Source organism: Vibrio sp. 11-4(1) (genome assembly GCF_013048625.1).
In the GTDB taxonomy this organism is placed as follows: domain Bacteria; phylum Pseudomonadota; class Gammaproteobacteria; order Enterobacterales; family Vibrionaceae; genus Vibrio; species Vibrio diabolicus.
In genome coordinates this window covers 335,186-359,503 of record NZ_VHSY01000008.1, presented here as the reverse complement: position 1 = coordinate 359,503, position 24,318 = coordinate 335,186, and the positions used below count along the sequence as shown (strand labels likewise).

Annotated in this window: 23 protein-coding genes and 3 tRNA genes; 17 read left to right on the top strand and 9 right to left on the bottom strand. The window is 45.1% G+C overall.

Annotation, left to right across the window (positions count from 1 at the left end):
- Nucleotides 1-50 precede the first annotated feature (50 nt).
- From FKN16_RS18375 to luxS, 12 genes are all read left to right on the top strand, one after another.
- Nucleotides 51-127 (top strand) — tRNA-Arg (locus FKN16_RS18375).
- A gap of 52 nt (nt 128-179) precedes the next feature.
- Nucleotides 180-256: transfer RNA gene (locus tag FKN16_RS18370), tRNA-Arg, on the top strand.
- Nucleotides 257-308: 52 nt separating this feature from the next.
- Nucleotides 309-385, top strand: a tRNA-Arg gene (locus tag FKN16_RS18365).
- A gap of 557 nt (nt 386-942) precedes the next feature.
- The gene (locus tag FKN16_RS18360) at nt 943-1,200 is read left to right on the top strand and encodes an oxaloacetate decarboxylase subunit gamma (protein ID WP_114323628.1); all 258 of its coding nucleotides are present in this window, start codon (nt 943-945) and stop codon (nt 1,198-1,200) included.
- 31 nt (nt 1,201-1,231) lie between these two features.
- Complete coding sequence (gene oadA, locus FKN16_RS18355; protein ID WP_170903320.1) at nt 1,232-3,016, top strand: sodium-extruding oxaloacetate decarboxylase subunit alpha; 1,785 nt, start codon at nt 1,232-1,234, stop codon at nt 3,014-3,016.
- A 9-nt stretch (nt 3,017-3,025) separates the two neighbouring features.
- Nucleotides 3,026-4,156: a sodium ion-translocating decarboxylase subunit beta gene (locus FKN16_RS18350; RefSeq protein ID WP_170903319.1), complete on the top strand. Its 1,131-nt coding sequence runs from the start codon at nt 3,026-3,028 to the stop codon at nt 4,154-4,156.
- 123 nt (nt 4,157-4,279) lie between these two features.
- The gene (locus FKN16_RS18345; protein WP_170903318.1) at nt 4,280-5,230 is read left to right on the top strand and encodes an NADP-dependent oxidoreductase; all 951 of its coding nucleotides are present in this window, start codon (nt 4,280-4,282) and stop codon (nt 5,228-5,230) included.
- Entirely contained in the window at nt 5,224-5,685 is a 462-nt protein-coding gene (locus tag FKN16_RS18340; RefSeq protein ID WP_005396704.1) for a YqaA family protein, read from the top strand. The genes FKN16_RS18345 and FKN16_RS18340 overlap by 7 nt, the downstream gene beginning before the upstream one ends.
- A 9-nt stretch (nt 5,686-5,694) precedes the next feature.
- Nucleotides 5,695-8,538: a pitrilysin family protein gene (locus FKN16_RS18335; protein ID WP_170903317.1), complete on the top strand. Its 2,844-nt coding sequence runs from the start codon at nt 5,695-5,697 to the stop codon at nt 8,536-8,538.
- Between the two features lie 156 nt (nt 8,539-8,694).
- Nucleotides 8,695-10,263: a glutamate--cysteine ligase gene (gene gshA, locus FKN16_RS18330; protein WP_170903316.1), complete on the top strand. Its 1,569-nt coding sequence runs from the start codon at nt 8,695-8,697 to the stop codon at nt 10,261-10,263.
- A gap of 24 nt (nt 10,264-10,287) precedes the next feature.
- A complete protein-coding gene (locus FKN16_RS18325; protein ID WP_170903315.1) occupies nt 10,288-10,893 on the top strand; it encodes a hypothetical protein in 606 nt (201 codons plus the stop codon).
- Between the two features lie 84 nt (nt 10,894-10,977).
- On the top strand, nt 10,978-11,496 hold the full coding sequence (luxS, locus tag FKN16_RS18320) for an S-ribosylhomocysteine lyase (protein WP_005396698.1): 519 nt from the start codon (nt 10,978-10,980) through the stop codon (nt 11,494-11,496).
- 104 nt (nt 11,497-11,600) lie between these two features.
- On the opposite strand, the gene FKN16_RS18315 is transcribed toward luxS, so the two are convergent.
- Both FKN16_RS18315 and FKN16_RS18310 read right to left on the bottom strand, forming a co-directional pair.
- A complete protein-coding gene (locus FKN16_RS18315; RefSeq protein ID WP_005396696.1) occupies nt 11,601-12,869 on the bottom strand; it encodes a CNNM domain-containing protein in 1,269 nt (422 codons plus the stop codon).
- 124 nt (nt 12,870-12,993) lie between these two features.
- The gene (locus FKN16_RS18310; protein WP_047008980.1) at nt 12,994-13,788 is read right to left on the bottom strand and encodes an inner membrane protein YpjD; all 795 of its coding nucleotides are present in this window, start codon (nt 13,786-13,788) and stop codon (nt 12,994-12,996) included.
- A gap of 224 nt (nt 13,789-14,012) precedes the next feature.
- Here FKN16_RS18310 and ffh point away from each other — a divergent pair, with 224 nt between their 5' ends.
- From ffh to rplS, 5 genes are all read left to right on the top strand, one after another.
- Nucleotides 14,013-15,395, top strand: a complete 1,383-nt coding sequence (gene ffh, locus FKN16_RS18305) for a signal recognition particle protein (protein ID WP_005385423.1) — start codon at nt 14,013-14,015, stop codon at nt 15,393-15,395.
- A gap of 209 nt (nt 15,396-15,604) precedes the next feature.
- Nucleotides 15,605-15,853, top strand: coding sequence for a 30S ribosomal protein S16 (rpsP, locus tag FKN16_RS18300; protein ID WP_005379962.1), 249 nt, complete (start codon nt 15,605-15,607; stop codon nt 15,851-15,853).
- Nucleotides 15,854-15,882: 29 nt separating this feature from the next.
- Nucleotides 15,883-16,431, top strand: a complete 549-nt coding sequence (gene rimM, locus FKN16_RS18295; RefSeq protein WP_005379964.1) for a ribosome maturation factor RimM — start codon at nt 15,883-15,885, stop codon at nt 16,429-16,431.
- Between the two features lie 27 nt (nt 16,432-16,458).
- Nucleotides 16,459-17,202, top strand: a complete 744-nt coding sequence (gene trmD / locus FKN16_RS18290; RefSeq protein WP_005425529.1) for a tRNA (guanosine(37)-N1)-methyltransferase TrmD — start codon at nt 16,459-16,461, stop codon at nt 17,200-17,202.
- 41 nt (nt 17,203-17,243) lie between these two features.
- On the top strand, nt 17,244-17,597 hold the full coding sequence (gene rplS, locus FKN16_RS18285) for a 50S ribosomal protein L19 (protein ID WP_005379971.1): 354 nt from the start codon (nt 17,244-17,246) through the stop codon (nt 17,595-17,597).
- Nucleotides 17,598-18,257: 660 nt separating this feature from the next.
- Here the strand turns inward: rplS and yacG are convergent.
- The 7 genes from yacG to FKN16_RS18250 all read right to left on the bottom strand — a co-directional run bounded on the left by yacG (nt 18,258) and on the right by FKN16_RS18250 (nt 24,302).
- Complete coding sequence (yacG, locus tag FKN16_RS18280; RefSeq protein ID WP_005396692.1) at nt 18,258-18,452, bottom strand: DNA gyrase inhibitor YacG; 195 nt, start codon at nt 18,450-18,452, stop codon at nt 18,258-18,260.
- 147 nt (nt 18,453-18,599) lie between these two features.
- Nucleotides 18,600-19,340 carry a cell division protein ZapD gene (gene zapD / locus FKN16_RS18275; protein ID WP_005396691.1) on the bottom strand — a complete coding sequence of 247 codons (741 nt, stop codon included), beginning with the start codon at nt 19,338-19,340 and terminating at the stop codon, nt 18,600-18,602.
- 27 nt (nt 19,341-19,367) lie between these two features.
- Nucleotides 19,368-19,982, bottom strand: coding sequence for a dephospho-CoA kinase (coaE, locus tag FKN16_RS18270; protein WP_012841417.1), 615 nt, complete (start codon nt 19,980-19,982; stop codon nt 19,368-19,370).
- Nucleotides 19,983-20,852 (bottom strand): A24 family peptidase, encoded by an 870-nt coding sequence (locus FKN16_RS18265; RefSeq protein ID WP_012841418.1) that lies wholly within the window; start codon nt 20,850-20,852, stop codon nt 19,983-19,985. It lies immediately after the preceding gene.
- 64 nt (nt 20,853-20,916) lie between these two features.
- The gene (locus FKN16_RS18260) at nt 20,917-22,140 is read right to left on the bottom strand and encodes a type II secretion system F family protein (RefSeq protein ID WP_170903314.1); all 1,224 of its coding nucleotides are present in this window, start codon (nt 22,138-22,140) and stop codon (nt 20,917-20,919) included.
- Between the two features lie 23 nt (nt 22,141-22,163).
- Nucleotides 22,164-23,849 carry a type IV-A pilus assembly ATPase PilB gene (gene pilB / locus FKN16_RS18255; RefSeq protein WP_170903313.1) on the bottom strand — a complete coding sequence of 562 codons (1,686 nt, stop codon included), beginning with the start codon at nt 23,847-23,849 and terminating at the stop codon, nt 22,164-22,166.
- On the bottom strand, nt 23,850-24,302 hold the full coding sequence (locus FKN16_RS18250; RefSeq protein WP_139060512.1) for a pilin: 453 nt from the start codon (nt 24,300-24,302) through the stop codon (nt 23,850-23,852).
- Between the last annotated feature and the right edge of the window lie 16 nt (nt 24,303-24,318).

The window sequence follows — 24,318 nt, the reverse complement described above, 5'->3', positions numbered from 1 at the left end:
TATTAAAGGGTAATGCCCTGATATTGATGAAAGTCGATATCGAAAACTGCGCGTCCTTAGCTCAGCTGGATAGAGTACCTGGCTACGAACCAGGCGGTCGGAGGTTCGAATCCTCCAGGACGCGCCACTTATTGAAGGGTAATGCCCTGATGTTGACGAAAGTTGATATCGAAAACTGCGCGTCCTTAGCTCAGCTGGATAGAGTACCTGGCTACGAACCAGGCGGTCGGAGGTTCGAATCCTCCAGGACGCGCCACTTATTGAAGGGTAATGCCCTGATGTTGACGAAAGTTGATATCGAAAACTGCGCGTCCTTAGCTCAGCTGGATAGAGTACCTGGCTACGAACCAGGCGGTCGGAGGTTCGAATCCTCCAGGACGCGCCAGATACAAAAAAAGCCTCGCAATTGCGAGGCTTTTTTTGTATCTGGACATCAGGAACTATAGCCTAGAGTTGTTAGAGGCGAGGTCCTTCTTTTCCAAAAGCGAATATGTGCTTATCTAAGCAATTTGGAATAAAGTTTCTGCTGTAGTTTGTGAATCCATCCTTACTATCTCTCCTGTATATTGATTTCCGTTTCTTTCACTTTGACTGTTTACATGTAACTTCTTTGTTTTTTATTTGTTTATTAATTGTTATAAAATGGCATCCTTTTGTTTTTATTAGTTTTTATGTGTAAATCTCGATTTGGTTTTGAAATCCAAATCGCAGTTTTTATTTATGTCCTCCTTTACTCTGTTCGTAAGGAGATAGCAGATTCGCAGTAATTATTTTGTCATGAACTGTGATCTGGGTAGTGAATAAATAATCATTTATCAGGATTATTACAAACCTCCCTTAAACAAAATTGACAAAATTTAACCAATCGAGATAATCCATTGGTCGGGATTTGACGCTATTAAAGTCCTGCACGTTGTCAGGATGATAAAGAAAGGAAGCAACATGACTAATATAGGAAGCCTGCTAGTAGATGCGGCCACCCTGATGCTAACAGGGATGGCGGTCGTATTTATTTTCCTCACTATTCTTGTTTATCTCGTTCGGCTACTGTCGAAATTGGTACCAGAAGAAGTACCAGAGCCGATCGCAGCACCAAAAACAAATACTAATATTCAATCAACCTCTTCAGCTGTTAGTCCACAAGTAGTGGCGGCGATCTCGGCTGCGATTCATAAACATCGCGCCTCATTCGCGAAGTAGCCGAACCAGGATTAAAAAGGAGTTTAAGAGCATGTCTAAACCACTAGCTATTACAGATGTGGTCCTTCGTGATGCCCATCAATCACTATTTGCTACGCGTATGCGTATTGAGGATATGCTGCCTATCGCAGCTGAGTTGGATAAGGTTGGTTACTGGTCTCTAGAGACTTGGGGTGGCGCAACGTTTGATTCTTGTATTCGATTCTTAGGGGAAGACCCTTGGGAGCGTTTACGTGAACTAAAAAAAGCGATGCCTAATACACCAATGCAAATGCTACTGCGTGGTCAAAACCTTTTAGGATACCGCCATTATGCCGACGACGTAGTAGAGAAGTTCGTTGAACGCGCGCATGCTAACGGTATGGACGTGTTCCGTATCTTTGATGCAATGAATGACGTGCGAAACTTCCAGAAGGCCGTTAAAGCAACGGTCGATGTTGGCGCACATGCTCAAGGTACGCTGTCTTACACAACAAGCCCTGTGCATAACGCAGACACTTGGGTTGACTTGGCAAAACGCCTAGAGGATTTAGGTTGTCATTCACTGTGTATCAAAGATATGTCTGGCTTACTTAAGCCTTATGAAGCGGAAGAGCTTATTACGCGTATCAAAGCGTCTTGTGATGTGCCATTAGCACTTCATTGTCACGCAACGACAGGCTTGTCTACTGCGACAGCGGTAAAAGCAGTTGAAGCTGGTATTGATATTCTCGATACAGCGATTTCTTCAATGAGTTGTACCTATGGTCACACACCGACTGAAACGGTAGTCGCGATGCTAGAAGGAACCGAGCGAGATACCAATTTGAAGCTCGAGCAACTAGAACCTATCGCCGCGTATTTCCGTGAAGTACGTAAGAAGTACGCGAAGTGGGAAGGTCAGTTGAAAGGTGTAGACTCTCGCATCCTGATTGCTCAAGTGCCTGGCGGCATGCTGACTAACATGGAAGGCCAGTTGAAAGAACAGGGCGCGGCGGATCGCATTGATGAAGTCTTAGAAGAGATCCCTCGTGTTCGCGAAGATCTTGGTTTCATTCCATTGGTGACTCCAACTTCGCAGATCGTCGGAACGCAAGCGGTGATTAACGTTCTTACTGGCGAACGCTATAAGAGCATTACTAAGGAAACCGCTGGTCTATTGAAAGGCGAATACGGTCAAGCGCCAGCCGAGTTAAATGCAGAGCTGCAAGCTAAAGTACTTGATGGCAAAGAGCCTATTACGTGTCGTCCTGCCGATTTGCTTGAGCCTGAAATGGAGACGCTTACTGTTGATCTAATGGAGAAAGCGAAATCAGAAGGTATTAAGCTAGCAAGTGAACGTGTTGATGATGTACTTACTTATGCGCTTTTCCCTCAAGTTGGTCTTAAGTTCCTTAAGAATCGTGAAAACCCAGAAGCATTTGAACCTGCACCAACGCTAGAAGCCGCGAAGCCTGCCGTACCTGCGGCGCAACCAGCAACTGGCGGCGTAGAAACTTATAGCGTACGTGTTGACGGACAGGTGTATGAGGTGGAAGTTGGTCCTCAAGGCGAGCTAACCTCTGTCGCTCCTTCTGCGGCGCCTGCAAAATCGACGGCACCTAGCGCATCTTCTAGCGCTTCTGCTGAAGCGGTGCCTGCTCCTCTTGCCGGTAACATCTTTAAAGTGAATGTTCAGCCTGGCGCTGAAGTGGCTGAAGGCGATGTACTACTGATTCTTGAAGCAATGAAGATGGAAACAGAAGTGCGTGCGGCGCGTGGTGGTGTGGTTCAAGAGTTGAACGTTAAAGAAGGCGATGCTGTCACAGTTGGTGCGCCTCTATTGAGCCTGGCGTAAGGGAGTATCATGGACGGATTGTTAACCCTTTGGGCAGAAACAGGGATCGCTAACTTCGAGTTCGGCCAAATCTGTATGATGCTGGTTGGTTGTACCTTGCTGTTTTTGGCAATCAAAAAAGGCTTTGAGCCTTTACTGTTATTGCCGATTGGTTTTGGTGCTATCTTGGCGAATATTCCAAATGCTGGCTTTACTGAGCCTGGCGGCTTGCTCTACTACGTTTACTACATTGGGATTGAATCGGGTGTGTTCCCGTTGTTGATCTTCATGGGTGTGGGTGCGATGACCGACTTTGGTGCTTTGATCGCAAACCCAAAAACGTTGTGGCTAGGTGCGGCAGCTCAGTTTGGTATTTTTGCGACACTGTTTGGCGCTATTTTGCTCAACTATGTACCTGGTATGGAGTTCTCCATGGCGGATGCATCGTCTATCGCCATCATCGGTGGTGCGGATGGCCCAACGGCGATTTTCTTAGCAAGTAAGTTATCACCAGGCCTGCTTGGTGCGATTGCTGTAGCCGCGTACAGCTACATGGCTTTAGTGCCAATCATTCAGCCGCCAATCATGAAGGCGCTAACCACTAAGGAAGAACGTGAGATTCAAATGGCGCAACTGCGTCACGTGGGTAAATGGGAAAAGGTATTGTTTCCGATGGCAGTATTACTCATGACGATTCTTTTCCTACCTTCAGCAACGCCTCTTGTCGGTATGTTCTGTCTTGGTAACTTAATGCGTGAAGCGGGTGTGGTCGATCGTCTATCGAAAACCGCACAAAATGAGCTGATCAACATCGTGACGATCTTCTTGGGCTTAGGGGTTGGTTCGAAGCTGCAAGCGGATCAATTCCTGAACTTAGAAACATTAGGCATTCTAGGCCTTGGTGCGGTTGCGTTTAGTATTGGTACGGGGGCTGGTGTGCTAATGGCTAAGTTGCTGAACAAGTTCTCAAAAGAAGACATCAACCCACTTATCGGTGCGGCTGGCGTTTCTGCGGTACCAATGGCCGCGCGTGTGGTGAACAAGGTCGGCTTACAAGCTAACCCGCAAAACTTTTTGTTGATGCATGCGATGGGACCAAACGTTGCAGGTGTATTGGGATCAGCGGTTGCCGCTGGTATCTTGCTAGCGCTTGTTGGCTAGTCATTACCGAAAATGGAATGATCAACCAATTTACAAAATCACGATTAACTTCGGTTAACAAAATGGTTTATAGTCAAAGGGATGCTTTCGCATCCCTTTTTGTTTTCTTGCAGGGAATGGTTTATGGAACACAAACAGATCGTTATCACTGAATTTGGTGATGCCAACGTACTCGCGATTCAACATGCTTCTACACCATCACCACAGCCTGGTGAAGTCTTAGTAAAAGTCGCTTTTTCAGGCGTAAATCCTATTGATGTTAAAACTCGAGCCGGACTCGGTTGGGCAGCAGCGCAGAATAAAGATAATTTACCTTGGGTGCCAGGTTACGACATCTCAGGAAAAGTGGTGTCTTGTGGAGAGGGGGCGTCGCGTTTTAATGATGGTGATGAGGTGGCTGGATTTATCGGTTTCCCAGTCCGAGGCGGTGGGTACAGTCAGTACGTATGTGTTCCAGAAGCTGAGTTAAGTCATGTTCCCAGTTCAGTTACTTTAGAGGCTGCCGCAGCATTACCGTTGGCTGGCCAAACTGCGGCACAAGCACTCAGCAAAGCCAATGTGACAGAAAACGATCGCGTACTTATCCTCGCAGGAGCCGGTGGTGTTGGACACCTCGCGGTACAAATTGCGATCGCGACTAAAGCGGAAGTCTTTACAACCTGCAGTGAACGAAATTTAGACTACCTGGCTACCCTTGGCGCTCACGCAGTGAACTATCAATTTGCACCAGTGTCAGAACGTGTTGAAGATGTTGATGTTTTGATTGATTTAGTAGGTGGAGATGCCGCGTTAGATGCGCTTAAATGCCTGAAAGACGGTGCGAGAGTCATAACCGTTCCAACCATCACAGCTGAGCTGATTTGTGAAAAAGCCAAACTCCTAGGCTTTGAGGCTAACGGCATGTTGGTTGAGCCAGATCCAGCGCAATTAGATACCTTGTTGTACATGGTTGGCGTTGGTTTACTGAAGACTGAAATTCAACAGGTTTATCCGATGAGTGATGTGATTGCTGCTCACCAGCAAGTTGAATCAGGAAGAACCAGAGGCAAGGTGTTGCTTGATATGACATGCTAGAAGCATTTAATACGAGCTTTGAAAGTTTAGCGCTTTGGTTTTCAGATTCAGCATTATGGGTGCTTTTCATGACCGGTTTTCTCAGTGCCACTTTGTTACCTGGTGGTTCTGAGGCGGGCTTAGTTGCCACTCTCTCATTAAATCAATATTCCGTTTCGTCAATTATTATGGTCGCCACTATCGGCAATACGCTTGGTGGCTTAACAAATTATTGGCTTGGCTTGTGGATTCCCAACAAAGCGCAAGAAGAAAAGCACGGTCATACCGCATTAAAGTGGCTGTCAAAGTATGGCTATTGGGGGTTGTTTTTTAGCTGGTTACCTGTGATTGGAGACCCGCTGTGTTTAGCCGCAGGGTGGCTGAGAATGAAGTTTCTGCCTTGCGTGATTTTAATATTTTTAGGAAAGGCTGCTAGGTATAGCTTACTTGCGGCCATCTATCTCGGATTATTTTAAGGAAAGTACATGAAGATGTTTTGGGTTGGCGCGTGTTCACTTTTGGTGATCACGGGCTGTGCATCAAATACGCCAGTTTCATCACTGCCGAAAGGGGTAACTTTCGTTGAGTCATCGAAAGCGGAAGAAGGCAAAGTTAAGATTCCATACCAAAAGTATAAACTCGATAATGGTTTAACGGTGATCTTAGCTCCTGAAGATTCCGACCCATTGGTCCATGTGGATGTGACTTACCATGTTGGTTCGGCTCGTGAAGAAGTGGGTAAGTCTGGTTTTGCGCATTTCTTTGAGCACATGATGTTCCAAGGTTCAGAGAACGTTGGTGACCAAGAGCACTTCAGAATCATCACAGAGGCTGGCGGTACGTTAAATGGTACGACAAACCGTGATCGTACTAACTACTTTGAAACTGTCCCGGCTAACCAGCTAGAGAAAATGCTGTGGTTAGAGTCTGACCGTATGGGCTTTCTGCTGGATGCGGTTTCTCAACGCAAATTTGAAATTCAGCGTTCAACTGTAAAAAATGAGCGAGCTCAGCGTTACGATAATCGTCCTTATGGCTTAATTTGGGAGCGTATGTCTGAAGCGCTATATCCTGAAGGTCATCCGTATTCGTGGCAAACTATTGGTTATGTTGAAGATCTTGATCGTGTTGATGTGAACGATCTCAAAGCGTTTTTCTTGCGTTGGTATGGCCCAAACAATGCGACTATCACGATCGGTGGTGACTTAGACGTTGAACAAACTCTTGAGTGGGTAAATAAGTACTTCGGTTCGATTCCTCGTGGTCCTGAGGTTGAAAATGCGCCGAAACAACCTGCCAAACTGCAAGAAGACAAATACATCACGCTAGAGGATCGTATTCAACAACCGATGGTGATGATCGCGTGGCCAACAACCTACAACGGCGAAGAAAGCCAAGCGTCTCTCGACACGTTATCAGAAGTATTGGGTGGCGGTACTAACAGCGTGCTCTATCAAGACCTAGTGAAGACTCAAAAAGCGGTCGATGCGGGTTCATTCCATGACTGTGCTGAACTGGCGTGTAACTTTTACGTTTACGCAATGGGTGATTCTGGAGACAAAGGCGACCTATCAAAACTGTACGACGAGCTTTTACAGTCACTCAATCAGTTTGCTGAAAAAGGCGTGACAGAAGATCGCCTTGAACAATTGAAGGGTAAGGCGGAAGCGGATGCTATCTTTGCATTAGAAAGCGTTAAAGGCAAAGTAACGCAGTTGGCATCCAACGAGACATTCTTCGGCGATCCAGACCGTCTTGAGCAACAGCTTGAGCAGATCCGCGCAGTGACGCCTGCATCGGTAGAAAAAGCGTATACGGATTTTATCCAAGGTAAGAACAAAGTGACCCTAAGCGTGGTACCAAAAGGAAAAACTGACCTTGTCGTAAAACCAGCGACCTTTGTGACGCCAAAGCGTACGCTACCAGAATACGAGAAGATCACTGATGATCAATTGGCGTATCGTCGTGCGACCGATAACTTCGATCGCTCTGTGCAACCGCCTGTAGGGGAGCCAGTGAAAGCGACGATGCCTGAGTTGTACGAGCTTCATTTCAATAATGGCTCGGAATTGCTTGGTGCGGTTAGCGATGAAACACCAACGGTCATGATGCAGTTTAGTTTACCTGCGGGAACACGTTTTGTTGAAAAGGGCAAAGAAGGTCTTGCCCAGTTGACCGCAGCAATGTTGCAAGAAGGCACAACGAAACGTAGTGTCGAAGAGATTCAAGCTGAGCTCGATAAACTAGGTAGTGTCATCTCCGTGAATGCAACAGGCTACACAACAAACATCAGCGTTTCTGCTTTAGAAAAGAACTTAGAGCCGACGTTGAAAATTGTCGAAGAGATGTTGCTGTCTCCTGCATTCAAGCAAGCAGACTTTGAGCGTGTGAAGATGCAAGCGCTAGAAGGTCTTGTGTATGAGCACCAAAACCCAAGCTGGATGGCATCACAAGCGAGTCGCCAAGTGCTCTATGGAGACTCTGTTTTTGCTCGACCAAAAGACGGCACGCAAGCAGGAGTAAGTGCACTAACGTTGGATGATGTCCGTGAATTCTACTCGAAGCATTACACGCCACAAAGTGCGCAAATCGTCGTTGTTGGTGACATTGAACAACAGGAAATTGAACAGCAGCTGACGTTCTGGAAAAACTGGCAGGATGAAGCTGCGCCATTGTATGCGCCGCAAAGCATCGCTGCATTAGGTGAGCAAAAGATCCATCTTGTTGATAAACCAGGAGCCCCGCAAAGTGTGGTCATGATGGTTCGTCAGGGTATGCCTTACGATGCAACGGGCGATTTTTACCTAAGCCAACTGGCAAACTTCAACTTAGCAGGGAACTTCAATAGCCGCATTAACCAAAACCTACGTGAAGACAAGGGTTACACATACGGCGCTTACGGTTACTTCTCTGGAAATCCAGAAACTGGCTCGGTTGTTTTCACCGCGCAAGTACGAGCGGATGCAACGGTTGCTTCTATCATTGAGATGGAAAATGAGCTAAATGAATACTCGCAGTCAGGAATTACTGATGAAGAGATGAAATTTATGCGTCAAGCGGTCGGTCAAAAAGATGCACTGAAATATGAAACGCCAACACAAAAAGCGGAACTCATTAGTGATATTCTTAAGTACAACCTCGATCAAGATTACTTGCAGCAAAGAAACGCTATCGTAGAAAAAGTTGATAAGCAGACTTTGAATGCACTGGCTCAAAAGTGGTTTGATCCAAATGACTATCAAATTATCGTCGTTGGTGATGCTAAATCACTGCGTCCTCAATTAGAAAAGTTGGGGAAAGACGTAGAAGAGCTTGAAATCATTCGATAGAGTACACATTTAATAGCGGAGAAACGTTTCTCCGCTATTCATCTAGATAAGCGACTTTTCGTGGGTTATTTATCTAGATGCATTAAATATCAATAACTTAGCTTACGCTTGTCCTTTGTGACAAGTGTCCTGCTCCCAATATAAGCGAACCTCATTTTGACTGATTTTGCTGCGCGACTAAAAAAAGTTGCATCAAACCCCGAAGTATTTAAGCAGTTTGGACGCGGTGTTGAGCGAGAAACTTTGCGCTATCGTCAGGATGGACATCTAGCAACAACACCTCATCCAGAGGGGTTAGGCTCAGCGTTCACAAACCAATGGATCACGACTGATTTTTCTGAATCATTGTTAGAGTTCATTACTCCAGTGTCACATGAAATTCCAGAACTGATGGCACAACTGAAAGATATCCATCACTTCACGCAGACAAAAATGGGTGAAGAAAAGATGTGGCCTCTTTCTATGCCATGTTATGTTGGCTCGGAAGAGGATATTCAGCTTGCTCAGTACGGCTCTTCGAATGCAGCAAAAATGAAAACCCTGTACCGAGAAGGTCTAAAACGCCGCTATGGCAGCCTGATGCAAATCATTTCAGGTGTGCATTTTAACTTCTCGTTCCCTGAGACATTTTGGGACGCGCTTTACGGCGAGCAAGATGGACAAGCCCGCCAAGATGCTAAGTCTGATGCCTACTTTGCGCTGATCCGTAACTATTACCGTTTTGGTTGGATGATTCCGTATTTCTTCGGCGCATCGCCAGCGTTATGCGGCTCTTTTATTCAAGGTCGTGAAACCGATCTGCCATTCGAAAAAATTGGCGGCACTTTGTATTTGCCGAAATCGACGTCTTTGCGTTTGAGCGATCTGGGCTACACCAATAGTGCGCAAAGTGTACTGAAAATTGGCTTTAACAGCATTGATCAGTATCTGGATGGTTTGAGCGATGCGATTCGTCACCCATCAGAAGAGTTTGCGAAAATAGGCGTCAAAGTGGACGGTGAATACCGCCAGCTTAATTCCAATATTTTACAAATTGAGAACGAGCTATACGCTCCAATTCGCCCGAAACGCGTGTCGAAAAGTGGTGAGAAGCCTTCAGATGCGTTACGACGCGGTGGGGTTGAGTACATTGAAGTTCGCTCTCTAGACGTTAACCCATTCAGCGCAGTGGGGTTGGATGAAGAGCAAGTGCGATTCCTTGATCTCTTCCTGACTTGGGCGGCCTTGTCAGACTCGGATCCAATGGACAACTGTGAATTAGAGTGTTGGCGCGACAACTGGAACAAAGTCATTGTTTCTGGTCGTGAAAAAGGGCTAATGTTGCAAATTGGTTGCCAAGGTGAACGTCTATCTCTGCAAGATTGGGCGCATCGAGTTTTTGTCGAGCTGCGTCAGATAGCACAGCAAATGGATATGGCTGCTGGTGGCAGTGCATACCAAGATGTGTGTAATAAACTCGAGACATGGGTTGATAACCCAGAACTAACGATTTCAGGTCAACTATTAGAGCTGACGAAAGAGCTTGGTGGGTTAGGTAAAGTCGGCTGTGCGCTTGGCATGAAGTACCGCGAGGAAAATCTAGCTCACGGTTATCAGTACTACTCGCAAGATACGATGGAAACGGAAGTGGCGTCGTCAGTAGAAAAGCAAAAGCAAGCGGAACAATGTGACACGCTATCTTTTGATGATTTTTTGGAAGATTACTTTGCTTATCTGAAGCAGTAGTGAATAGGTAAAGGTTGGGTGGGATTGAACATTAAACCGTTAGTAGTATCGGTACTCGGAAGCATGTTACTTGCAGGTTGTGCCACGGCACCGCCAAAGCAGCAGAATAATTTATGTGAGATATTTCGAGAGAAATCCGGCTGGTATGATGATGCCAAAGATATGGAAGAAAAGTGGGGAACCCCCATTCATGTCGCTATGGCTATCATTAAACAAGAAAGCAGCTTTCGGCACGATGCGAAACCACCCAAAGACTATTTATTGGGATTTATCCCTTGGGGACGAGTCAGCAGTGCGTATGGTTACGCTCAAGCTCAAGATCCTGCTTGGGAAGATTTCCAAGATGCGACGGGGCAGGGCGGTTCTCGTACCAACTTTGATGATTCAATGATGTTTGTCGGTTGGTATACTCACGAAACGAGGCGCCAACTAGGGATTTCGTTATGGGACCCATACAGTCAATATCTGGCTTATCATGAAGGTCGAGGTGGGTACAAGCGAGGTACTTATAAGCGAAAGCCTAGTTTGATCAAAGTCGCTCGACGTGTTGAACAAACTGCAAAAACTTATGGCTGGCAGCTGAAGCAATGTCGTCAGGAATTGGAAGACAACAGCAGCTGGTTCTTTTAACCCACAGCCTGTTTATGTGCTGTAGGGATGAATGACATTTATCCAGTACCGAGAGGTATTGGAGTTACAATCAGGAGAGATGTAATGCCTTTACTCGATAGTTTTACCGTGGACCACACTCGCATGAATGCACCGGCAGTGCGAGTGGCGAAGACCATGCAGACCCCAAAAGGGGACACGATTACTGTCTTCGATTTACGCTTTACCGCGCCAAACAAAGACATCCTTTCTGAAAAAGGTATCCATACACTAGAGCACCTTTATGCAGGTTTTATGCGCAATCACCTAAACAGCGATTCTGTTGAGATCATCGATATTTCGCCTATGGGTTGCCGCACGGGCTTTTACATGAGCCTGATTGGCACTCCATCAGAGCAGCAAGTAGCGGATGCTTGGATTGCGGCCATGGAAGACGTACTAAAGGTAGAAAGCCAGAACAAGATCCCTGAACTCAACGAATACCAATGTGGCACGGCAGCGATGCACTCTTTAGAAGAAGCACAACAGATCGCGAAGAGCATTTTGGATGCTGGTGTATCGGTGAACAAAAATGATGAACTTGCTTTGCCTGAATCGATGCTAAAAGAGCTGCGCATCGACTAGTTGCTAAAAAACTTATCAAGAAGCATATTTATCCAAAACTAAAAAGAGCCTGACATGATCAGGCTCTTTTCTTTTTATTTCTTATCGTGAGTTGTAGATAGGGGCTATTTTTTCTTTTTAGGATAAACACGAACGAGCTTGATACGGTTTTCTTCAATCTCAACAAGCTCCATTGGATGACCAGCCACTCTCACGCTTAAATGGCTCTCTGGAATATCTTCCAGGTGCTCCAAAATAAGACCGTTTAACGTTCTTGGGCCATCCGTTGGTAAGTCCCATTTCAGGCCTTTGTTGATATCTCGGATATTGGTGCTGCCTTCAATGAGGAAGCTTCCGTCACCTTGAGGACTGATTTCATCAGAAAGGCTTGGAGAAATCGAGGTCGTGAATTCGCCAATGATTTCTTCCAGAATATCTTCCAATGTCACCAAGCCAATAATGTCGCCATACTCATCAACAATCAGACCAATACGCTGTTTGTTGCGTTGGAACTTTAACATTTGCACGTTCAGTGGCGTACCTTCCGGGATGTAATAGACTTCATCCGCAGCACGTAATAGCGTCTCTTTATTGAACTCGTTTTTTTCCAGCATCAGGCGGTAAGCTTCACGCAGGCGCAGCATGCCAACCACTTCATCAATTTGGTCACGATAAAAAACAATGCGTCCATGTGGTGAGTGGGTAAGCTGACGAACGATGGATTTCCAGTCATCATTAATATCGATACCGGTAATCTCATTGCGTGGCACCATGATGTCGTTCACAGTGACGTGCTCAAGATCCAAAATAGATACCAACATGTCTTGGTGTCGGCGAGGGATCAATCCGCCAGCTTCGTTTACTACGGTACGCAGCTCATCGGAACTAAGATGGTCTTCTACTGAGTGATCGGCTTTTACGCCAAGTAAACGAATAAAGCCATTCGTAATAAAGTTAACGAGCATCACCAAAGGTGATAGTAACTTCATCAATATGGTCAGTAGGATACTGCTCGCGTAAGACACGCGTTCAGGGTACAGCGCTGCAATTGTTTTTGGGGTAACTTCAGCAAAAACCAATACAACCATAGTCAGTGCACCGGTCGCGATAGCGACACCTAAATCACCATACAAACGCATACCAATAATGGTCGCGATGGCGGACGCGAGAATATTAACGAGGTTGTTGCCGATAAGAATAAGACCAATCAAACGATCTGGACGGTCTAATAGCCTTTCGACTCGCTTAGCGCCTTTATGCCCATTTTTGGCTAAGTGCTTTAAGCGATAACGGTTCAGAGACATCATCCCTGTTTCTGAGCCGGAAAAGTAACCTGATATGACGATAAGACACGCGAGTAGCGCAAACAAGATACCCGTAGAGATGTCGTCCAAAACGTTGCTGTTCCTTGTAAGTATTGGGTTATATAACGGTTGAGTAAGTCCGTTAAGTCAAAGGGTTAAGGCGTACTGTATTTTATCTAGCCTAAAATATAAAGGATAGGAGCCCTAGAGCTCCTTAATTCAAGATGATTTCTTTAACAAAGCGACTGCCAAAATACGCCAGAGTTAACAGCGTTGCCCCTGCGACAGCGAACCAAGTAACTTTTCTACCACGCCAACCTTTTTGATAATGACCCCAAAGCAGTATTGAGTACACAATCCAAGCGATGAAAGAAAGAATGCCTTTATGCGCTTTACCTTGAGCAAACATATCCTGCACAAAGACAAAGCCAGTAATGAGCGTACCAGTTAACAATAAGTTACCGATCAAAATGATTTTGAATAGCTGACGCTCTACCATTAATAAAGGCGGCAGGTTTGGGTTAATCGCCAAAGATTTTTTTGTTTTCAGTTTGTGATCCAACCAAGCCAGCTGAAGTGCGTAGAGTGCACCGATAGTTAAAGTTGCGTATGAGAACAGCGCAAAAGAAATGTGAATGAGTAGCTTAGGGTCATTCTCTAGGTGCTTGATAAACGTGCTTGGCAAAAATGTGGCAGCAGATAAATTGATGGCAGCAAAGCTATAAACGACAGGCAATAAAAACCACAACCGATTTTTCAACATAGCAAGGCTCATGACCAGAGAAATAATAAAACTGATCAAAGAGGCTACGTTGAGAATACTAAGGTTTTGACCTGCTCCATCAAAAATCAGATCACTCAAAATCCACGCATGAAAAACAAGCGCACAGGCAGCACTAGCAAACACTGTTTTTGCTTTGATTCCTGACTGCTGTGAGAGTCCGGGTATGATGGTCGCAATCGCCAAAACATAAAGTATGGCGGCCGCGATGGCTATTAAGCTATCCATGAATCCTAAATATTATTGTGCACAATGAGGAAATTATACCTTGCATTACACTTTGGGGCTACGTTATATCCGACATCAATCGTGAGAGATGAGATATTGAAATTAATAAGTTACCGCACCATATAGAAATAGAGACAAGAATAGAGCAGCGGTACGGGTATGACTCAGACCTTGGCTAATGTATACTCACACTAATTAATCGCCATTTTAGCGAAGAGACAAAGATGTTTGAGAATTTAACGGATCGATTATCCAAAACGCTGAAAAATATCAGTGGCAAAGGTCGTCTGACCGAAGACAACATTAAAGAGACCCTACGTGAAGTACGAATGGCCTTACTTGAAGCTGACGTTGCGCTTCCGGTTGTTCGTGAATTTGTTAACCGCGTTAAAGAAAAAGCGGTAGGTGTAGAAGTTTCTAAATCTCTGACTCCAGGTCAGGAATTTATCAAGATCGTTCAAACAGAACTTGAAGCCGTAATGGGTGAGTCGAATGAGGCGCTAAACCTTGCCGCTCAACCACCTGCTGTGCTTCTTATGGCGGGTCTACAAGGTGCGGGTAAAACCACATCGGTAGGTAAGCTATCTAAGCTTTTAAAAGAACGTGACAAGAAGAAAGTCTTGGTTGTGTCTGCCGACGTTTACCGCCCTGCTGCAATCAAGCAGCTTGAAACGCTGGCATCAGACATCGGTGTTGACTTCTTCCCATCATCACCAGACCAGAAGCCTATTGATATCGCCAATGCAGCGATTGACCATGCGAAGAAAAAATTCTACGACGTATTGATTGTCGATACCGCAGGTCGCTTGGCGATTGATGAAGAGATGATGGGGGAGATCAAAGATCTTCACGCAGCTATCAACCCAGTAGAAACGCTATTTGTTGTTGACGCTATGACGGGTCAAGACGCAGCAAATACAGCAAAAGCCTTTGGCGATGCGCTACCTCTTACCGGTGTAGTTCTAACTAAAGTTGATGGTGATGCTCGTGGTGGTGCGGCACTGTCAGTACGCCATGTAACGGGCAAACCAATCAAATTCTTGGGTGTCGGTGAAAAAACTGACGCGCTAGAACCGTTCCATCCAGATCGTGTTGCTTCACGTATTCTTGGTATGGGTGACGTTCTGTCTTTAATTGAAGACCTACAACGCAACGTTGACCAAGAAAAAGCAGAAAAGCTGGCGAAGAAGTTCAAAGAGAAGAAAGGTTTCGACCTTGAAGATTTCCGTGAACAGCTAGGCCAGATGCAAAACATGGGCGGCATGATGGGCATGATGGATAAGCTTCCTGGCATGTCTCAGCTACCAGACAATGTGAAAGACAAAGTCGATGACAAGATGTTCAAGCAGATGGAAGCGATCATCAGCTCCATGACAATGAAAGAACGTCAACGCCCAGAGATTATCAAAGGCTCACGCAAGAAACGTATTGCGGCTGGTTCTGGTGTGCAGGTTCAAGACGTAAACCGCTTACTAAAACAGTTCACCCAAATGCAGAAGATGATGAAAAAGATGCAAAAAGGTGGCATGAAAGGCATGATGCGCAACATGCAAGGCATGATGGGCGGCATGGGTGGAGGCGGTGGCTTCAACCCATTTGGTCGTTAATTAATCGATCACGCATAGATTCAGGGTGTTAGGTACGTCACAAACTTTAAATTCAATTTATGTTGGTGAAAAAGTAACTAAACTCCTTGCATTGCTCCGGGAGAAGAGTAAAATTCCGGAGCTTTATTTTGGCACGAGCCCCCAAACTATTTAATTTCTTGAATGGTTTTTGGGGTTAATTTTATTTTTGAGAAAGCAAAGAGGACGACATGGTAACCATTCGTTTGGCACGTCACGGCGCTAAAAAGCGTCCATTTTATCAAATCGTAGTAGCGGACAGCCGCAACGCTGCAACTGGCCGTTTCATCGAGAAAGTTGGTTTCTTTAACCCAACTGCTAAAGGTCAAGAAGAAGGTCTACGTCTAGACCTAGACCGCGTTAACCACTGGGTTGGTCAAGGCGCGTCTGTATCTGACCGCGTTGCTAAGCTAGTTAAAGACGCTCAAAAAGCGGCTTAATTTTTTACTTGAAAAGTAGAAACTAGTTTATGTCGATGAAAGGTAAAGAAACAATGAGCAACGAAAAGATTGTTGTAGGCAAGTTTGGTGCTACTTACGGCATTCGAGGTTGGCTTAAGGTTTTTTCCTACACAGACAATGCTGAAAGCATTTTCGATTACAGCCCTTGGTATATTAACCAAAAGGGCAAGTGGGTTGAGTACAAAGTAGAAAGCTGGAAGCGCCATAACAAAGGTATGGTGGCTAAGCTGGAAGGCATGGATGTTCGTGAAGACGCGCATCTAATGACGAACTTTGAAATTGCTATTGACCCTGCGGTACTTCCTGAATTGTCAGAAGATGAGTTCTACTGGCGCGAATTGTTTGGGATGCAAGTTGTAACCACTAAAGGTTACGATCTAGGTGTCGTTACTGACATGCTAGAAACTGGCTCAAACGATGTTCTGGTTGTTAAAGCAAATCTTAAAGATGCTTTCGGGCAGAAGGAACGATTAATCCCGTTCCTTGAAGAGCAAGTGATCATTAATGTTGATCGCGAAGCTCAACGGATCGAAGTTGACTGGGATCCTGGATTCTAATCTCCAAAATTACAGAGCGAGATAAACATGTGGGTTGGCGTTATTAGCCTTTTTCCAGAAATGTTCCGTTCTGTTACTGATTTTGGAGTAACAGGTCAAGCGGTTAAAAAAGGTCTTTTGTCGATTGAGACTTGGAATCCTAGAGATTTTACTCACGACAAACATCGCACTGTCGATGACCGACCTTACGGTGGTGGCCCTGGTATGTTAATGATGGTTCAGCCTTTGCGCGATGCCATTCATACCGCGAAAGCAGCCTCACCGGGCAAGACGAAAGTCATCTACCTTTCTCCTCAAGGTCGCAAGCTCGACCAGAAAGGAGTGGAAGAACTGGCAACGAATGAGAACTTGCTTCTGATTTGTGGTCGTTATGAAGGGGTAGATGAGCGCATCATTCAATCTGAAGTCGACGAAGAATGGTCGATTGGTGATTTTGTGATGACGGGTGGTGAGATACCAGCCATGACGTTAATCGACTCTGTCTCTCGGTTTGTTCCGGGTGTACTAGGGGATTTCGCGTCAGCAGAAGAAGACTCTTTTGCAAATGGCTTGTTAGATTGCCCTCACTATACGCGTCCAGAAGTATTGGATGACAAAGAGGTACCAGCGGTACTGATGTCAGGCAATCACAAGGACATTCGTCAATGGCGACTAAAACAGTCGCTGGGCCGAACTTGGCTAAGAAGACCAGAGCTCCTGGAAAACCTAGCTCTGACTGACGAACAGGAACAATTACTTGCTGAGTTCATTAGTGAACATAACGCAAAGTAACCTAATTTATTTAGTATCAGTTTATTCTAGGAATTTAAAAAATGAGTAACATCATCAAAGCTCTTGAAGAAGAGCAAATGAAATCAGACCTACCTAAATTTGCACCAGGTGACACTGTTGTAGTTCAAGTTAAGGTAAAAGAAGGTGACCGTGAGCGTCTACAGGCTTTCGAAGGCGTTGTAATCGCAATCCGTAACCGTGGTCTACACTCTGCTTTCACTGTACGTAAAATCTCTAACGGTGAAGGTGTTGAGCGTACGTTCCAAACACACTCTCCAATCGTTGATAGCATCGAAGTTAAACGCCGTGGTGCAGTACGTCGTGCCAAGTTGTACTACCTACGTGAGCGTTCTGGTAAGTCTGCTCGTATCAAAGAGAAACTTGCTAAGAAGTAATGCTATAACTAGCGTTCTCATCTTAAACGGAGTCCTTTTAGGGCTCCGTTTTTTTATTTGTGTAATTAGCTTGCTCGTTTCTTTTCACCCGACCTGCACTGTCGATGCTCATGCACTGACGTACACTCCGCGCCTCAGCTCTGCTATGAGTAGATTCCTGATGCCGCTATGGCCCCTCGGAATGACAGGAAATGATGGTCAAAGATTATAGAGTACCGTGGTTAAAATTCGTCATTCTGGACAGCGACGAAGGAGCGTGATTCAGAATCTACTAGTCGAGCATGCAATTGTTTAAGTTGTTAGCTTCATCCTTGCTATGAGTAGATTCCTGATGCCGCTATGGCTCCTCGGAATGACAGGAAATGATGGTCAAAGATTATAGAGTACCGTGGTTAAAATTCGTCATTCTGGACAGCGACGAAGGAGCGTGATTCAGAATCTACTAGTCGAGCATGTAAGTGTTTAAGTCGTCAGCTTTAGCTGCGTCCTTACAGTGAGTAGACTCCTGATGTCGCTATGGCTCCTCGGAATGACGGGAAATGATGGCCAAAGATTACAGGGCACGGCGGTTAAAATTCGTCACTCTGGACAGCGACGAAGGAGCGTGATTCAGATTCCCCAAGAAGGAGCCTAGGATATTCCTTTACCCTAGAGCTTCAATTAATACTGGTCTTCAGACCAGCCATCACTGTCGGACATATCAGGGGCGCCTGGGATGGTGTTTTCTTCATCTGCCCATTCACCAAAATCAATCATTTGGCATTGTTTACTGCAGAAAGGGCGATGAGGACTTTGTTCTCCCCATTCTACGTCGGCGCCACATTGTGGGCATTGAACGATGGTAATTTTAGACATAGTTGAGCGTCCCATTACTAATTGGTGTTAAAGGGTAGTATACCTAAATGAATTCAAGATGGCTTATTCAACGCGCTATTGCTGCTACGAAATTTTATCCAATATACGCACAATAAAGCGTTGAATTTTAGATTGTGGGGGTGAGTCTTAGCTGCACACAGCAAGTTCAAACTCAATATCTTGTGTGCACGCTTGACCGTTTTCAAACGACATAAACTTGATCGCAAAGCGGTTTTTATGGCCAGAAATCATAGGATAAACGCCATATTCCATTGGGATGTGAAGTCTTAGAATATTAGCTTCATCAGCGTCACTTTGGAAGAAACCCGCACGACCGATTTGAGCTTTAAAATGTCCGGTCTCTCTAGTGAGCTTTAACCATAATGAAAGCGCATCAGACAAGGGCCTTAAGCTTGCTTGCCACTGCTGCGCATCATGCTTTTTACGTTCAATGGGTAGGTGAAGCCAGTAATGTAACGCTGGCAAATCAAAACAGCATGAACCACCCGGTAGATTAAAGCGTTGGCGGATAGAGCTTAGGAAGCGATCTTCTTTTAGTGCTTGACCAAAACGCTCTGCACCCATTAGTTGGCTATGAACGACATCTATCTCTTGTAGCAAGGTATTTAATGCGTCTTGATCGACACCATCAACATTGAGCCAATGGCGGTACGACAGTCGTTGTTTCTCTAAATCTTTGGCCAGTTCACTTTTCAGCTGGATCTGTTCGAAGATTTCAACCATATCGAATAACGCACGAAAAAACAGTTGGTACTGGTGATTTTCGCTAAACCCAGAGGCCAAGTGAGCCTGACGCAGCAGAGACTCCACTCTTAGATAAATACGAGTTTTCTCATTTAACGGATGTTCAAATTTGTGCGTGGTCATCGACATAAGCCTTTGTGAGTTTCGTTCCTATTTTCGCAGATTTTTCTTACACATGGCTAGGTACTTTTCGTGCAAATCTGTGATTTGAAGCAAAAGATCTGGGTCACTTGGATTATTCTTAACCACATCGTCTGCAAGCGCGAGTCTTTGCTCTCTTGATGCTTGAGAGGCAAGGATAGCGCGTGCTTGTTCTTCACTCACATTGTCTCGTTTCATCGTGCGAGATATCTGCGTATTCGGTTCTACATCGACGACAAGAACTCGATCACACAAACTGTCTAGCTTGTTTTCTACGAGCAACGGCACCACAAGTAACGCATAATCTGAGGTGACTTGCTGCAAATCTTCGATCATCTTTTCACGAATTATCGGGTGCAACAGTGCGTTGAGCCATGCTTTTTCATCTGAGTTTGAAAAGATTTTCTCTCTCAGCTTTGCGCGATCTAAAGTTTGGTCTTCACGAACGATATCGTGACCAAAATGTTCAATAATCGCGTTTAGGCCGGGAGTGCCTGGCTCGACAACTTCTCTTGCTACAATGTCGGCATCGACGATATCGATTTTAAATTGTTGTTTGAACAGATTCGCGACGGTTGTTTTACCGCTAGCGATGCCACCTGTTAAACCAATAACCAAAGCCATTTACACTCCTAAAACTGAAGTAAAGTACCAGTTTAAAATCTGGTCGCCCCAAATTAAGCTTATCCAACCAGCAATTGCTAAGTAAGGACCGAAAGGGAAAGCTTTTTCAATTCCCTGTTTTTGCAAGCGTAGTTGAATGATGCCAAATACGATGCCAACCACAGAAGAAAGTAGAATGATCATCGGCAGTGACTGCCAGCCCAGCCAAGCCCCTAGTGCTGCTAGTAGTTTAAAATCACCATATCCCATTCCTTCTTTACCGGTAAGTAACTTAAAGCCCCAGTAAACGGACCAGAGACATAGGTAACCAGCAATAGCACCAATGACAGAATCTTGTAGAGTAACAGGACTTATTTCGACTAATGCTAAGGCAATGCCAGCCCAAGTTAATGGTAATGTTAATTGGTCAGGTAACAACATAGTATCGAGATCGATAAATGTTGCGGCGATTAAGATAAAAGTGAAAAAGAGTAGGGCAACGGTAAAGTAACTAAAACCAAAGTGGTAAGCGACAAAGCCTGAGCAGAACGCAGTGAGCAGTTCAATCAGTGGATAGCGTGCGCTAATGGCTGTCTGACAGTTGTGGCATTTGCCTTTTAAAAGCAGCCAGCTAATCACAGGGATGTTGTCTCGAATTCGTATCGGCGTTGCGCACTTCTGACAGGAGGAGCGTGGGACGCTCAAGGTCAGCACTTCTTTAGGAGGTTCTATTTTGTATTCAGGAAATGACTCGGCACATTCGCGTCGCCATTCTAGTTCCATGATTTTAGGTAGTCGATAAATAACCACATTGAGGAAGCTACCCACGATCAGACCGAAGATGGTGGCAAACACAACGAATAGCCAAGGGTAGTACTGGAATACTTCCATATTTGTCTCTTGAGCGATGAGTGAAACCAGCAAGATGCTGTTTTAAAGGAGTTAACAGCTCATTCTAGCCCAATACACTCATTAAGTTAAAGATTGGCAAGTACATTGCTGTCACTAATCCGCCAACAACGATGCCTAAAAAAACGATAATTAGCGGCTCTAGAATTTTACTAAGGTTGTCGACGGTGTTATCGACTTCAAACTCGTAGATCGTTGCAACTTTATTGAGCATATCGTCAAGTCGACCAGACTCTTCACCGATCATGACCATTTGTAACACTAATTCAGGAAACACATTACAGTTACGCATGGCAACATACATTGGCATACCTGCGGCGGTATCACGGTAAACTTCTTCTATGGCGAGTTGATAGTGTAAGTTTCCTGAGGTTTTTGATGTGGTTTTTAAACTGGTTAGAATTGGAATACCCGCTGTAAAGCTTGTGGCGAGTGTTCGACTAAATTTGGCGATAGCGGCTTTTGATAATACAGGGCCAAGAACAGGAAATTTAAGCACAGAGCGATTGAGCATTAAGCGAAAAGAATCTGAACGCTTAGAGAGGATTCTCGCCGAGATGAATAGACTGATAGAGCCTAGTGATATAAATGGGCTCCAGTTTTGTGTCCAGGCGGAAAGATCTAATACTTGCCTGGTAAACCAAGGTAAGTCAGCACCAAAACCAACAAACATTTTTTCAAACTCGGGAATGACTTTGGTGAGCATGATAAACGAGACGCCTAACGCTACTAGCACTACCATGGCTGGGTAAATCAAGGCTTTGATCACTTTCGCACGGAGTTGTTCATTTTTTTCTCGGTAGGTGGCTAAGCGCTCGAATACTTCTGCTAAGTTACCGGATTGCTCACCTGTGGCGATAAGGTCGGTATAGAGTGGGTCAAAGTGTTCACTTGCAGTGCGCATGGCTTTTGACATGGGCGTACCCGCTTCAACGGCGCGTGTCACGCTCATCAAAATGGATTTCATCTCTGCTTTTTTGTGGTTTTCTGATACCAATTTTAAAGCCTGAACTAAGGGGACACCGGTTATCAACATCGTCGAAATTTGCCGGGTAAACACCGTGATGTCTCTGCCTTTCACGCGATGGCTGAGTTTAGTGAGAAACGAGATACTGCTTTTCTTTAACTTCTTGATCTTGATGTGTTGTGCGTCTAGACGCTCGCGTACTTCAATTTCTGTCATCGCGAGGGTTTGTCCAGACGTCTTTTTGCCTGAACTGTTGATGCCTTTCCAGCGGAAGTTTTTAAGTTGTGGTGTAGTGGTTTTCATAGAGGTGACTGCTGATTAAAGGATTAAAAATAAAGTACGCGCTGTAGTTCACTAAAACTTGTGATTCCTTGTTTGAGTTTTTCTATGCCCGACATTTGTAACGTGCTCATGCCGTTTGCGATGGCGAGTTTTTCTAACTCATGCACTGATGCGCCTTTTATAAGCGCTTCGGAAAGAAATTCATCAAAGCGCATCACTTCATAAATCCCCGTTCGGCCGGAATAACCATGGGTACACTCATTGCATCCATCGGGATTGGCTTTAAAAATGTTGTCGCTTGCTTGAATTCCGAGATGTTGTAGCTGAACGGTAAGCTCTTGTGATTGTTTGCAGTGTGAGCACAGTTTACGGGCTAAGCGCTGGGCTATAATCAAACTAAGAGAGGAGGCCAAGTTAAAGCTTTCTACGCCCATGTTTGATAAACGAATAACCGTTTCAGCCGCAGAGTTGGTATGCAAGGTTGAAAGTACTAAGTGACCAGTTTGCGATGCTTTTATGGCGATTTCCGCAGTGTCTAAGTCACGAATCTCACCGACCATTACTACATCGGGGTCTTGACGAAGAAAAGAGCGTAACGCCTCTGCGAAGCCAAAGCCGATCTTGGGCTGTACTTGTACTTGGTTAATGCCCGATAAGTTAATTTCTACCGGATCTTCTGCTGTGGAAATGTTGATTTCTGGTTTATTGAGAATACTCAGCCCAGTGTACAGAGAAACGGTTTTACCGCTCCCGGTTGGGCCTGTCATCAGAATCATGCCTTGTGGGCGACGCAGCGCATCCAAGTACAATTGTTTTTGTTGTTCGCTATAACCAAGCTTGTCGATATCCAGTGACGCAGAGCTGCTGTCGAGCAGTCGTAATACAATTTTCTCTCCGAATAGAGTCGGTAGCGTGGATACACGCATATCAATCGCGGTGTCGTGATTCAACTTGAGCTTAATACGCCCATCTTGTGGTAAACGTCGCTCTGCAATATCAAGCTTAGAGAGGATTTTGATACGAGCGGATAAGCGGCGACTTAAGTGGCTTGGTGGCTGCTGTGTTTCAATTAAGATGCCATCACAGCGTAGGCGAACGCGGTACATCTTTTCATAAGGTTCAAAGTGGATATCGGATGCGCCTTTGCGCACAGCGTCCAACAGAATTTGGTTTATGTAACGGCTAACAGGAGATTCGTCTTGGCTCAAGTCTTCAATGTTATCGATTTCATCTGCGCCCACGTCAACCAGATTGGCTAACTCTTCTTGGTTGATCTCTTTTAACCCGGACTTCTCATGACTCAATGAGCGACCATATAAGCGTCGAATTGCCGCGCTGAGTTGACGAAAATCCGCCAACACCAATTCAATCTGTAAACCAGTGGCAAAGCGGAAATCGTCTTCTGCTTGTTGGTTCGTGGGGTCGGCAACGGCGAGTAATAACGTTGAAGTCGTACGGTGGAGTGGGAGTGCGTTATGCCGTGTGATTAATTCCCTAAGGCCAAGTTGCTGACAAAGCGAAGCGTACTCATACTGAGATAACTCGGGCTGATTTAAACCAAAGAGAGTACTTAAGTGCTCAGCGAGTTCACTTGATGTAAATAATCCAGAACTGAGTAAAGCCTCTGGCATCGAAATGCCAGAAGCTTTGACTTGCTCTATTAACGACTCTTCTTGGGAAAATGTTAGTAACCCTTTTTGGCGAAGAACCGTGGAGAGGTTGGTGTACATTTATGGACGGCAGTTTTTCGGCAGAAGATCATCTGTAACTGCATTACTTGCAGTGCCATCACAAGTCCAAGTACCGTTACCATCTCTTGCTAAAGCGAATTTTTTACCTGTAATTAGGTTACTTACACCACTAGTTTTAAATGTGAAAGTAATGGTACCAGTTGCAGCAGATGCCGTTTTAGCAAACGCTATATTTCCTGAGGGAATGGAACTCGGAACACCCAGATCATTCTCTTTACCTGTATCTGGGAATTCGCCATTTTCAACTGCATATGCTTCTACGTTCGTTTTTACGCCAGTCATTGTTGCAAGAGCAGATGCTACTTCTGACTTTGCCACATATTTTTGGTATTGGGGAATCGCAATCGATGCTAGTACGCCAATTACCGCCACCACAATCATCAATTCAATCAAGGTAAAACCTTGCTGTTTTTTCTGTTTACTATTTTTCATTTTTAACCCTTTCCTA